Source organism: Pseudomonas sp. B21-010 (genome assembly GCF_024749325.1).
GTDB classification, from domain to species: Bacteria; Pseudomonadota; Gammaproteobacteria; order Pseudomonadales; family Pseudomonadaceae; genus Aquipseudomonas; species Aquipseudomonas kilonensis.
On the sequence record NZ_CP087198.1, the window covers coordinates 2539158 to 2551672 of the forward strand.

At 58.3% G+C, this 12515-nt stretch carries 9 protein-coding genes and 1 pseudogene; 3 read left to right on the forward strand and 7 right to left on the reverse strand.

Annotated elements, in window-relative coordinates; genetic code table 11:
* Positions 1 to 326: 326 nt before the first annotated feature.
* The 4 genes from LOY50_RS11350 to LOY50_RS11365 form a co-directional block, all read right to left on the reverse strand.
* Entirely contained in the window at positions 327 to 956 is a 630-nt protein-coding gene (locus tag LOY50_RS11350) for a DUF2182 domain-containing protein (RefSeq protein ID WP_258690880.1), read from the reverse strand.
* Positions 957 to 1125: 169 nt separating this feature from the next.
* Positions 1126 to 2661, reverse strand: coding sequence for a tyrosinase family protein (locus LOY50_RS11355; RefSeq protein ID WP_253473541.1), 1536 nt, complete (start codon positions 2659 to 2661; stop codon positions 1126 to 1128).
* 109 nt (positions 2662 to 2770) lie between these two features.
* The gene (locus tag LOY50_RS11360) at positions 2771 to 3193 is read right to left on the reverse strand and encodes a hypothetical protein (RefSeq protein ID WP_207281777.1); all 423 of its coding nucleotides are present in this window, start codon (positions 3191 to 3193) and stop codon (positions 2771 to 2773) included.
* A 22-nt stretch (positions 3194 to 3215) separates the two neighbouring features.
* On the reverse strand, positions 3216 to 5390 hold the full coding sequence (locus tag LOY50_RS11365; RefSeq protein ID WP_258690881.1) for a multicopper oxidase family protein: 2175 nt from the start codon (positions 5388 to 5390) through the stop codon (positions 3216 to 3218).
* Positions 5391 to 6064: 674 nt separating this feature from the next.
* Between LOY50_RS11365 and LOY50_RS11370 the strand changes: the two genes are divergently transcribed.
* Positions 6065 to 7327: an SAM-dependent methyltransferase gene (locus tag LOY50_RS11370; protein ID WP_258690882.1), complete on the forward strand. Its 1263-nt coding sequence runs from the start codon at positions 6065 to 6067 to the stop codon at positions 7325 to 7327.
* A gap of 356 nt (positions 7328 to 7683) precedes the next feature.
* Positions 7684 to 8481, forward strand: a complete 798-nt coding sequence (locus LOY50_RS11375; RefSeq protein WP_258690883.1) for an alpha/beta fold hydrolase — start codon at positions 7684 to 7686, stop codon at positions 8479 to 8481.
* Positions 8482 to 8485: 4 nt separating this feature from the next.
* Here LOY50_RS11375 and LOY50_RS11380 read toward each other — a convergent pair.
* Together LOY50_RS11380 and lgt are read right to left on the reverse strand one after the other, a co-directional pair.
* Positions 8486 to 8584 (reverse strand): annotated as a pseudogene (locus LOY50_RS11380) (thymidylate synthase); the annotation flags it as partial.
* 49 nt (positions 8585 to 8633) lie between these two features.
* Positions 8634 to 9440: a prolipoprotein diacylglyceryl transferase gene (gene lgt, locus LOY50_RS11385; RefSeq protein ID WP_258690884.1), complete on the reverse strand. Its 807-nt coding sequence runs from the start codon at positions 9438 to 9440 to the stop codon at positions 8634 to 8636.
* Positions 9441 to 9783: 343 nt separating this feature from the next.
* On the opposite strand from lgt, the gene LOY50_RS11390 reads away from it, so the two are divergent.
* On the forward strand, positions 9784 to 11436 hold the full coding sequence (locus tag LOY50_RS11390) for a RopAA-2 (RefSeq protein WP_258690885.1): 1653 nt from the start codon (positions 9784 to 9786) through the stop codon (positions 11434 to 11436).
* A gap of 214 nt (positions 11437 to 11650) precedes the next feature.
* On the opposite strand, the gene LOY50_RS11395 is transcribed toward LOY50_RS11390, so the two are convergent.
* A complete protein-coding gene (locus LOY50_RS11395) occupies positions 11651 to 12388 on the reverse strand; it encodes an NAD(P)-dependent oxidoreductase (protein WP_258690886.1) in 738 nt (245 codons plus the stop codon).
* Positions 12389 to 12515: the final 127 nt, after the last annotated feature.

The following is a 12515-nucleotide window of genomic DNA, read 5'->3' on the forward strand; positions in this document are numbered from 1 at the left end:
GTCCTTGATGCCCTTCAAAAACAACTCCAGAGTCAAATCTTTTGCTGCTCCAGCAATAAAAGAAACCCCTTGGAATTCAACGAGCCGGACACCCGATACGAGTCTCGCTTCCCGCTCCAAGATTCAGAAAAAAGCCACTCAGATGAGTGGCTTTTTTTTGCCTGAAACTTGCCTGCGAGCACATAGTTTGGGATTTGTATCTGACGAACTGTGTCGTGCGGGCTCATCCTTTGTGCCGAACAGCGCGTGCGGACCCGGGCTGCATGCGATGAGGGTGGAAGGGAGGGGCCAGGCGGATCGCATGCGTGAAGCCTTGTTTTAAACGGTCAGCCCCAGCGCGGCGTTTTGGCTGCGATGAGCCGTTCAGCCAGCAGGATCGCGCCCGCCAGCAACATCATCGGAATGTGCCAGGACCCGCTGACAAGCGGCACGACCATCCAGGCCCAGCACGAAACGATACAAAACAGGCCGTGCGCCAGGCCTCGGATCAGGCAATCCCTGTTGGCAGCCCAGCCGAACAGACTTAGCCGCCCCATTCGGTGGCCACGATTGAGGGCTGCGCGGTGCCACGGGCTCGCGCTCCACAGCATCGCAACCAGCAGCGCCACGGCCAGGGCATTTTCTGCGGCAGCCATCTGTAGCAACAGCGCCAGGGCGATCAGGAGCGGGCCGGCGGCCATCCACATGGCACCGTAACCGAGCAGGAAGCCGACTGACGCTTGTATTCGCCTGCTTGGCAGGCTGGAGCGCCAGACGTGTATGAGTGGCGTCGCCAGGAGGGGCGGCATCATGGCCAGGAGCATCAAGGCCCAACCGGCCAGGATTCGCTGGGGTGGGTTGAGTGCCAGCTCCGCTTGCAGGGCGGCAGGCCAACTCGTGAAGATCGATAGCCCATCCACAGTGACGCAAAACGCAGGTCCGTTGGTGGTGATGTCGTTGTAGACGGACAAGGCCAAGCCGAGTCCCGCCATTGCCAAAAGCACCGGCCAGGGGTCGTAGGTAAATTGGCGTAGAACAGAGCCTGGGCGCATGAGGTCGTTCTCGACGCTGATGTCTATCTGGCGTTCGTCGACGGCTGAAGCCGGACTTCAACGCCTGAAGTCCGGCACCCTTGGTCCAGCAGCGCTACTGAGTTTGCAGCAATAGATGCACATCAATGACGGGATCGCCCATCAGCTTCTGCGGGAACCGATCGCCGATGAAGTCCTTGTTCACCGGCTCTACCCAGACGCTCAGCTTGCCGCCCAACACGGCCGCCATGGGTAACTCGAAATCGAATTGGGTCATGGCATTGGCCACGCAATTGGCGCAGCTTTGAACCTCTACCGGTTGAAACAATGCTCTGGAGGCGATGGTCTTGCCGTCTTTTTGCAAGTGCACCGAGAAGCTGCCGGGGATCTTCAGGCGATTGATACCGCTGACCCGCACATTGACTCGATCTGCTTCAACCGTGAAGTGTTTGGACGCAGCGAGCGTACGCTGGGTCTTCGGCAGGAAATCGACGTTCGAGCCTGTCGCCGCGGGCGCATAGTCAATGCCGAGTTGACCGACCGAGTCGATGATCGCCAGCGTGTTCAGCTCTAGTGGGGTGCTGGTGAATGGGTTCAGGGTTTGCAGCGCCGTATCGTTGAAGATCTGATAACTGACGGGGTCGGTGACTTCGTTGATGGTCGTGAGCAATCCATGCAGATCGGTGGCCAGCATTTTTTTCTGCCATTCCCAGAACAGCCTGTCCCAATTGCAATGGAAGAACCAGAACACTGGGTCGAAGGCCGCCACTTCCTGGTTCTGCATGGTGGTGCCAATTGAGTTGTGACCACTGTCGTGGGCGGCAATGATGGTGTTGTGGGCGGCGCCGGACCAATAGCCGTGGAAGTCCTCCCAGTCAGTTTTGCTCATGGCTCGGTTCACATCATCAGTCACCCCATTGCTCAGCAGGTTCCGGGCGATCGTGTCGTAGGGGAAACGTGTGGTGACGTAGCCTTCCGGATAATCGGAGCTGGCCGCTTGCTGCAACGTGTACTGGTCGAAGGGCGGGCTTTTAAGCACGTCGGGGAAGGGCGTGGTGATATCCCAGTAGGGCAGGGTGACGTTCGCACAGCCGGGGACCGATCTCAGGGCGTTCTCGAAGCTGACCAGATAGGCTCGGTGCCAAGGGTTGTAGCCCGGGACGTGATGCATGCAATAGGTATTGGGTGCCGGAAACCAGTGATAAGCGGCCTGCGTGAAGTAGCTGTTGGGATCGGTGGGCTCCATGGCCATAATGGCTGAAAACGCCTGTTTGAGCAGATCGAGCTCGGCGCTGGACAGCGTGGTGATGTCCTTGCGGACCCTGGCGGTGGACGCGTCTGCGCTGAACAGTGACCGCGCAGCGAAGTCCGTTGCGTTGGCGCTGGCAGCGGGGACTCCTTTCGGGTAGCCGTTGTTCATCCAGTTGAGAAAGGTACCCACCCAGTCAGCGGGCCAGGGGCGGTTTGGCGGCATATTGCCCCCCGCCACTTGTTGGTAGATATCGCCTGCGTGCTTCATCACCGCGTCGTAGCTGGCCAGGTCGAGGCCTTGCCTGGCCATGTGCGCCTGGTCTACTGAGGTGAACATGTCGCGGATCTGCCCGTACCAGGTAGGTTGGGCGACAGGCGCTGTGGTGGAGGTAGTAGTCATGCCGACTCCTTGTCGTCAATAACGAACGTTGCAGTGGATCGGATCCTGGGTCGCCAGCATTGCTTGCTCTACATCCCTGTCGGCCCGGTAGTATCCCGACAAACAGTACCTAGGTACTTTTGACGCAGATGAACGAGGCGACCAGTCCAGCGGGTTCGCCATTGTGAGGTTTCATGCGGATGACCGACCCGGTGATGGCCGGAACCTGGCTCACGCCGTTGGGCCAACGCTCCGTCAGCGATCCGTCATAATCGTAGAAGTAGTCTTGTGTCGAGGTCCCGGGACGCCCGCTGCCCGCAATGTGCACATGGTCTGGACGACCGTGGCCATGGGTGATGACCCCCTTCAAATCCATGACGGCGTTTGCCCCGAAACTGAGTTCGCCGATGAACGTCTCGTTGGCGGTGTCCTCTACGGTCCATACACCTTCGGCGAACAACAGCGCCTCCAGTTTTTTCGGGTCACCGTCAGTCAACGCGGGGTTGTTGAGAAAACTTCTGTACGTCCATTGTCCTGCGAAGGGATTGCTCATTACCGATAGCTCCTGATCAGGGTTACTTGGAGTCCGAGTGTTGATGTGCCGTGTGCTTCATACCGGCCATGCCAATGCCACCGCCGATAGCAGTGATGTCCGGCACGATCTGGATATTGGTCATCATGCCGCCGTCTTCGTGGTCGAGGATGTGGCAGTGGATGACGAACTCACCGATGTAGCGGTCGTAGTGCGTGCGCACCAGGACCTGATAGTCGTTCTGCACGAAGATGGTGTCCTTGAACTCATGCCACATCCCGCAATATTGATTCTGTAGGCCCAGTTCGTCGGCTGGCACCAGGCACTCGCCGTTGGGGCCGAAGATGCTTTTGGGCTTCTCGCCCGGCTTGGCGTAGAGCACGTCCATCACCTGGAACGGGTTGACGTGGATGTGAAAGATATGAGGCTCGCCCTGGGAGGTCAGAACCCAATCGTCTGTCGTATTGACCTGTCGGGTGAAATCGATGCGGTCCGGATCGTAGGACTTGTAGTTGATGTAGAAGCCGAACGGACCGGTCCACGGGTCTCCCGGTTTCTGCGGCGCGTTGGCGGGCGGTGAGGGCGGGAATGGCGGATTGCCAATAAAAAAGTCGGCCTTCTGAATGTCGTCATTGACCACGGCGTTCTTCAGGTCATCCATCCCGCGCCAGGGGTTCAGGTCTCCGGTTCGCAGCCCTTCCAGCGCTGCGGCAGGGAGCGACTTATCCGTTTTGTTAGCGTCGTACAGCGCTTGCAGGATGTAGCTTTGCGGATCATCAGTCACAACCTGGCCGCCCGACACGATGACCGTGGCCAGCAATTGTGTTTCGTTCGGACCCTGGCCGCCCGGGCCACCGTTGGGGCCTGCATTGGCGCGTTCAGCGGGAGTCGCTGCCTGGTTCAGTACACAGTAGGTGCCGTCGCGGGGGAACATCAGCAGCACATCGCTGCGATAGCCCGGTTGCAGGAAGTTGCTGCCGATGCCGCCGCTCACGCTCTTTTTGTTGACGCCGATGGGGCGAATTGCAGTGCGTGTGAGTCCGTCGGCGGCGATCTCGAACTGAGGTACGAGCTCGACCGGTTTACTGGTGCCCGGAACGGTCGCCGGGCATAGATCGGCGATCACGGCGGCCTGCTCCTTCGGTGTGCCGCTGAGTACACCCTTTAGCGCAAGCGTGGCTTTGGGGCTGGTCGGGTTCATGGGCACGATCTGCAGGTTTATGGTGTCGTGGATACCTGCGTGAATGAAGCGCCAGCGTTGAATTTCTCCTGCGGCGATGCCCTGGAGGGTCGGTTGCACCACGCCGTTGATGCTGGTGAATCGACCGCTTTCATCCCAGACAGTGGCCGAGGCGAGTTGCGCATCGAAGTTCTCTACCACACCTGTCTTGCCGCTGGGGCACGTCCAGGTGTCATCTTTTTGCTTGATGATGCCGCCCTTGTCGTCGAAACACGCATAGGGAATCTGCTGGAACAGAAAGACTTGTTCGGTAAAGGGTTTCCCGGCTGCGTTTTTGAGAATGGTGTCGATGTCTCCTGGCTTGCCGCCGGTGTAGGGTCGGTCACCGCGTACGATCAGGGCGCCCGCAGCGCCGCTGGCGACCTGCAGGGCAGTGGAACCATGCCTGTGCGCGTGGTACCAGAAGGTGCCTGAAGGGTGATCGGTGGGGATGTTGATTTCATATTCGAATTGGGTTTGTGGAGCGATGTTCAACAGTACGTTGTCGCTGTTGCCAGACGGTGAAACGTGCATCCCGTGATAATGCAGATTGATCGTATTGAAGCAGCCCGGCTGGCCATTCGCCGGATCCCCCCCTCCCGGACAACTGGGATCGTCTTTATCCAGCTGGTTGTCCAGGTGGACCCGCAAGGTGTTGCCTGGCTGCACATCGATCAGCGGCCCCGACAGACAGCCGCCATAGGAACGCAGCTTGACCTTGTCCTTGGCACCGTCGGGATTGCCCGGGTTGTAGATATAGTTTTCGCGCTGCTGCACTTGCAGGTTGAGTTCGACGGTTTGTCCGTCGCGGGTAATGTCGCCCTGCGGGTTGCAATCTGTTTTCGCAAGGGTCGACTCAGTTGCCTTCAGCGTGCCCGGCGCGCCTTTTTCAACAAGCCTGGGCGGCGCCAGGAACGGCTGGGCGGCGAGTTCGGCAAACACTGCCTGGGAGGTTGTACAGACCAACAACCCGGCCAGGACTATACGAAGCGAAGTCATATTGTTCTCCCTGCGCCATTGCGCGAATGTGTGCGACAGCCTTGGCGGCCGTGTGTCCTTTGATCAGCTGATTTACATGGGAAACGGCATCGATCCTGCGGTGAGGCTGCATGTTTCCCAGTAAGAATCTTTGCGCTTGAGCACATTGGCGCTGTTCGCAGCCATGCCGGAGGAGTCGCAGGTGCGACCTGCGGCTGGGCGGTGGCCCGGCGATTGGGTGGCGCGAGGGAGGGCGGGGTTGTACGGCGGTCCTCTGCGAGCCATCCGATTGAATGACTCGTAAGGGGCACTGATATCGAGCAAGTCCACGCGATCATGGGCCGCTATTGCAAACAGGTACTGTCCTGGTGCGGACATGGCTCCCTCCTGGGGAACATCATGACGAACGCGTTTGCGTCGCCAGATGTGTAGCTTCCTGCTAATCAGCGTTGTGATGCCCGGACGGCAAGATCGGAGGTCTTGTGGCTCGGAGCCAGTATCCTGAAAGTCAGCTTTGGGAGCATAGCCGGCGCTATTCTATCTGCAAGATATTTTCGTAGGCATTTTCTGAGGGGGAGCCGGTAGGGGTCATTCATAGGGACCTGTCCGATCCTGGGGAAACGGGAATAACCTTAGAGCTATATGAGGTGGGGCTTTAGAATGCGCCGCATAACTGTCCATTTGAAAGGATCGACATGCACAGGCATCAACCCGCACAACCGGCCATCGATCATCCACAAGTGGTGGAGGGCGTCGACATCGCACAGCGCGCCGACCTGTTCGCCAGATACCTGTCACCAACCGAATTGTGTCAGGTACGTCAGCGCATGCTGGACCATGCCGGCGACTGGGAAGTGCTCATCGAGCAGGCCGCGCAGCAGATGGCCGCCGGCGCGGCGCCGCACGACGCTGCAGTGCAGGATTTGGCGCGTCGCTGGGCCGCGCTGTTTCGCGCCTCCTATGCAGGTGATAACGCGGCGCTGGATGGAAAAGTCCGCAGTGCGTTTGCTCACGAACCCGGGCTGTCGGCAAATATCGATATCGGACTGACCGTCTTCATGCAGCGGGCATTAATGCATCTGCATCGGCCGTCCGTCATCCCTAATGGAGTCCGCGACGACATCCCTAAACCGAGTGCGCGCATGACCGCCACGCTGCGGGCCGCGCACCAGTTGCTCGACATGCCGCTGATTCTGGACGACCCGCTGGCCTTGGCGATCCTGGGCCCGACACAGGAGGCCGAGATGCGTGCCGATCCCGATCGCCACAGCAATCCGGTTTCCAACGTAATGCGTGCCACTATGGCGGTGCGCAGCCGGCTGGCTGAGGACAGTTGGTTACAAGCGCAGCGTCAAGGAGTGCGCCAGTACGTAATCTTGGGCGCCGGGCTCGATACCTTCGCCTACCGCACCGGTTCGCCTCAGGATGCGCATCTGTTCGAAGTCGACCTGCCGTCCATGCAGCGCTGGAAACGCGACTGCCTGAGGACGGCGGGCATCGAGGAGCCATCCCACCTGCGCTATGTCGCGATTGATTTCGATCAAACAACTTTGGAGCAAGGGTTGCTTGCATCCAGCTTCAATCCTGATCTGCCGGTCATCTTCTGCTGGCTGGGGGTGAGCATGTACCTGACTGCGGATGTCGTTCTGCATACCTTGCGTTATGTTGCCGCCTGCGCGCCGGGCAGCGGTATCGTGTTCGACTACTTGATGGAACCTGAGCTGCTCACGCTGAGCGAGCGCACCAGCCTGGAGATGATGGCGGCGGGATTGGCAGCGCAGGGCGAACCCCTTCAGAGCCATTTCGACCCCGAGATGCTTGAACATCTCTTGCGCCAGTTCGGCTTCCGGCAGATTGAGCATTTCGGACCGCAGTCGCTGAGCGAACGCTATTTGTCCGGTCGCAGCGACGGCCTGCGTTTGAACGAAGTGTTCCGCATGATTCGGGCAACCGTATGAGCTGGCCGAAAAGCGAAATGCGAGCATCATCTGCACATTCGAGCCCGGGCACGACCAGGCGCTATACCGAACGCCGTCATTTGCCGCACCGGAGCTTCCAAAAATGACCCGCTGAGTTCGGTCAAAACCAGCATTCGCGTCAGACAGAAAACGGCCAGAAGCGATCGTTCAACCAAGGGGCAATGCGGTGACGGGGCGGCGTTTGATGTCTGCATTTCGGCCATAAGCCTGTCGACGCGCTCGCCTATTGACCCTGATCCAGGAGATTGATAGGGTTGCCTCTCTTTCAAAACGCCCTCCCGGTTCGCCGGGAGGGCGTTTTCGTTTTGGTTCCCCAACCACAAAGGAACCATGAAATGAAAGCACCCGTTGAAATCAGCTTCGGAGCTGACACCCGCTTAGGGTATGTGCGGTACGGCAATGGCCCCACTCACGTGCTGGTCATGCATGACTGGCTGGGCGATCACTCCAGCTACGACGCCGTCATGCCCTGTCTTGACGGCCACGCGTTTACCTATGTTTTCGTTGATGTCCGTGGCTACGGGCAATCCATTGAATTGGCTGGCGAATTTACGGTAGAGGAGATTTCCTCCGATTGCCTCATGCTCGCCGACCAGCTCGGTTGGACGCGCTTCCATGTGGTCGGCCATTCGATGACCGGGATGATCACGCAACGTCTTGCGGCGGACGCTCCGTCTCGCGTCGCGAGCGCGATAGCGGTGTGTCCCGTTTCTGCCGCTGGCAATCGGTTGAGTCCAGAAGCCCTGGCGTTCTTTGCCAGCACGATAGAAGACGACGAGGCCCTTCGGCGTCTGTTCAAATTCGTGACCGGAGGTCTCTCCGATGGGTGGGTTGATCTCAAGGTCCAACAAAGCCGCGACACGGTCTCACCTGCCTGCCGGGCGAGTTACCTCGAAATGCTGATCACAGCAAATTTTGTTGATGACGTTCGAGGCCTTGAAACACCGTATTTGGTTATTGTCGGCGACAAGGATCCCGGACTTGATTGCGCGGCTATGGCGCGCACCTTTCTGGCGTGGCATCCGAACGCGGAACTGCACGTTATCCCCAACTGCGGTCACTACCCGATGCAGGAGTGCCCGCCTTATTTCGCAACCGTTATCGAGGGTTTCCTGAAGCGCAACACCGGTTGACCTGAATGGCGCCGGGAAAACTGATGGTGTTCACGCCAGAGCGGTTGGCCTGCTTGGTGCCGTTCTTGATGATGTGGGCGACCCGCTCGAGATATTGCTTCATGAGTTACCTGGGCCCTTTGAATGCAGGGCGCGAGCCCTGTCATTCGAATTTAAAGCGCGGCGCTTTTGCCCGCCGGAGCGCGGTTATACGCCAGCCAGATCAAGATCAGGCCGCCGATGATCATCGGCAGGCACAGTACCTGACCCATGGTCAGCCAGTTCCACGCCAGATAGCCGAGCTGGGCGTCGGGTACCCGGACGAACTCGACGATGAAGCGGAAGATTCCGTAGAACAACGCGAACATCCCGGACACCGCCATGGTGGGCCGCGGTTTGCGCGAGAATAGCCAGAGGATAGCGAACAGCGCGACGCCTTCCAGCGCGAACTGATACAGCTGCGACGGGTGACGCGCCAGTTGCAACTCATCGGTTGGGAAAACCATCGCCCAAGGCCCGTCAGTCGCCTTGCCCCACAGCTCGGCATTGATGAAGTTGCCAATACGCCCGGCACCCAGGCCAATCGGCACCATTGGCGCGATGAAGTCCATCAGCTCGAAGAACGACTTGCCGTTGCGCTTGCCGAACCACCAGGCCGCCAGCATGACCCCGATAAAGCCGCCGTGGAACGACATACCTCTTTTCCACACTTCGAGGATCAGGGTCGGGTTGGCCAGATAGGTATGCAAATCGTAGAACAACACATAACCCAGTCGACCGCCGAGAATAACCCCCATCGACATCCAGAAGACCATGTCGGAGAGTTTCTCCTTGGTCCAGGTCGGGTCGAAACGGTTCATTCGGCGCAACGCCAGCAGCCAGGCACCACCGATACCGACCAGGTACATCAGGCCGTACCAGTGGATTTTCAGTGGGCCAATGACCAGGGCCACCGGGTCAATCTGCGGGTAATGCAGCATTGCGACTCCTCGTTAGTCCGGCTTCGTAGCCTGCTCGGAACGCTTACGCTGGAAGGCTTGTAACGACTCACTGACGCACCGGCCCGCTGCGAGTTTGCGCGCAAGATCCTGTTCCTCGTTTGGGGGTGCCAGGTCAGGGGGCGCGCGACAGCTTTCAAAAGTCTTCCAGGTCATTTTGGTACGCACGGCGAGTGCGCGTGTTATCCAGTAGCCGCTTGGTGTTCATTTTTATCACATCCTTTGGAACGCTTCTCTCGGCACGGTCACTCAGGTGTAAGGATGTCGCCGCTCATACCGGGGTCATTTGCATTCTTCCAGCTGCCGATCACTAAGAGGACATGCCATGGATACGCCTAATGTACGTGCAAGCCGCGAGCTGACTCGTGTACCTGATGAGATACAGCAGGAAGCAACGCAACAGGCCTCTCACTCTCCTGACCTCGGCGCTATCGGGTTAGCGATGAGCACGCGGCTTCAAAACCATTTCGAGGCTCACCTTGAAACAGAAGCGGGCTCCGATCAACCCGCTGCCCCCGCTTCAAGCACCCGCAACACGGAGCTGAGAGCCATTCGCGATGACCGTGCTCAACGGTTGGAGGCAGGCGGCTATAACGTCCATGACATGGAGAAAGCGGAAAAAAACGCAGCCAGGGCCGACAGATTGTTTGCGTCAATAAAGTCAGGGATGGGGGGGACGCCTTTTGCGGCGCTTACCGAGGCAGGAAATTTCCAGCCGTCCATCCTCCAGGTAGCGGGCAAGCATGCCAATACCGTACGCGAAGCGGCTATAGAGAACGCCATGGCATGCTTGTATGCCGGTATGGCGGATGCTGGCGGTAACAAGATGATCGCGGGCTTCAAGCCTGGTTATTACCTTAAGCCCGAGAGCAATACGCTGCACCCGGCGCTTCAAGCATCAGTGGCGGAAAAGCTGCTGGCGTTGGACAAAGGTCCATTGCGTAATGCTTTTGACGAAGCCAATAAGTGGCTTACCGGGTTTGCCGTACGTAATACGGCAATGTACGCGTCAACGCTTGCCATGACGGCTGCTGGCAAAGAGCACCTGGATGCAGTCCTGCAGCCTGCGCTACGACCGGTCACGGCTATCATCGTGGGCATGGCAATCGAGCATTACAATGTGAGCCGCGATCGCACTAACCATTTAGCTGACCCTGCGATGCTCTATGGTCGTCGCGATGCTGTGCCGCAAGGGCAGGCTCATAAGCCTATTGATCAAGATACCGAATGGCTGGATGACTTCAGGACGTTAAAGGATCTCGATGCCACTGCCCTGGTCAAGATGGTCTCCGCACGGCTGGGTGAAGGCGCGGCTACGGCTCTGAATGCGGTCATCAGCGGCGACGCCTTGAAAGAGATAGCAGACCCGGTCAGTGTCTTGGGAAATGGCCTGCTGATTGGCGGTTTTTCTGCCATGGGCGCGGGTACAGCCGCCACAGCCAACTTGGCCAAGTCGAAGGAGCTGGGAAAAATGGCGGCTACCGCAGCCTCGGAGGGTGTAAAAAACGTATTGGGTACCCTGGCTTTCGGGCTGTGGGCAGCTGGCGCCTCGCTAGGTGGATCATTGCCGAAAAAAGCCGTCGCTGCTGTCGATGCCCATGTACCAAAAGCAGTAGAAGGGAGCGCAGATGCAGCTGGCAGGGTGGCGGTCAAGGGCGGTGAGCTTGCAGTCAAGACATCGCTCAGCGGCGCCAGATTTGCCAAGGAGACAGCTGTTTCAGCAACCCACCACACAAAAAGTGCAGCCCAAGCGGTAGGGGATGGAGTCATTGGCGTTGCCAGCGCCATTGGCACCACCTCCCAATCGGCCTGGGACAAAAGCATTGGAGCCCTGAGGCAACGCGCCGCAGCTACCTCACAAAGCCAAGCCGTTCATGGGCAGAGCGTGCCCATGCGGCCGCTCGCAGCTACGCAGGACCAGGCATCGTCCTCAGCGCCCGCGCGTCCGCCTGCTCAGGATGATGGCGATATCGTGTAGCAGCCTTCCTCGTCGAGAGAACGTCATTGAAAAGTATGTGGCTGGCGACGATCGTTGTACGCGACGGCCGGTTCGACAACGGTTGCTGTCCTCGACGCGGCGAGCTTTTGGATCGCAGGTTATTTTAGCGGGCGTTGAATTGGCCGCAGGCATGACCGCGAGTGTTGAGATCATCCCGCTTTGAGGCTTTTGTGCTTTTCAGCCAGCCAATCAATCAGGGGAGGGCACGACCCTCTAAAATCTCGAATCCGTCGTCGATGGGGGTGTAACCAACAACTTCTCGGGTCTTATCAATGGAAAGGCGCTTGTATCTATTGTCTGATACGCCATGAACCACATGGAACCCGTTCAGCTCTGCATCCACGCAACTTCTAAGCAACGCTACGACATCCCTCTCGCTGATAAACGCAGCTACATCTCTGTGGCTGTGAGTCTCTCCATGCTGAAACTCGGCTACGTTTGCAATGCGGACTGCAATGGTTGTCATTTGACCATCGTTTGCATACATCGATGCGAGAGCCTCCCCAAATGCTTTGCTGACCCCATAAAGATTTCCTGGCCTGGGCGACATATGTTCATGTACCTGGACGTCCATCGGGTAACCCTCAATGGCTTGGGCACTGCTCGCAAATATGAACCGCCTGCAACCTTGTGCCTTCGCGGCGAACAGCATGTTGTAGGTGCCAACAATATTTACAGGCAGGAGGGAAGTCATGAAGTTAGCGTCTGGACTCGGGTCGGCAGCTAGATGAATCACGGTGTCGATGCCGTCGCAGGCCTCAAGGCAGCTTGACTGATCCCTGACATCAAGAGAGAAACTTTGTGCGGATTTCGGAAATTTCTGTACGTCTATATCAGCAAGACGCAAATCCAATCTATCGGCTTGCGCTGTCCAAAAAGCAGTGCCAATCCGACCCGCCGCACCTGTGACTAGAATTTTTCGCACGCTCATGTGTATGTGTCCTTACCGTTAAGCTGAATTGAGCATTTGGGATCAGCAGTGCCTGATACATGTCGCACCGATCAAGGTGGGCGGTGGGGGCCGGTCGATAGCGCTTCAGAAACTTCGGCCCGCGCCG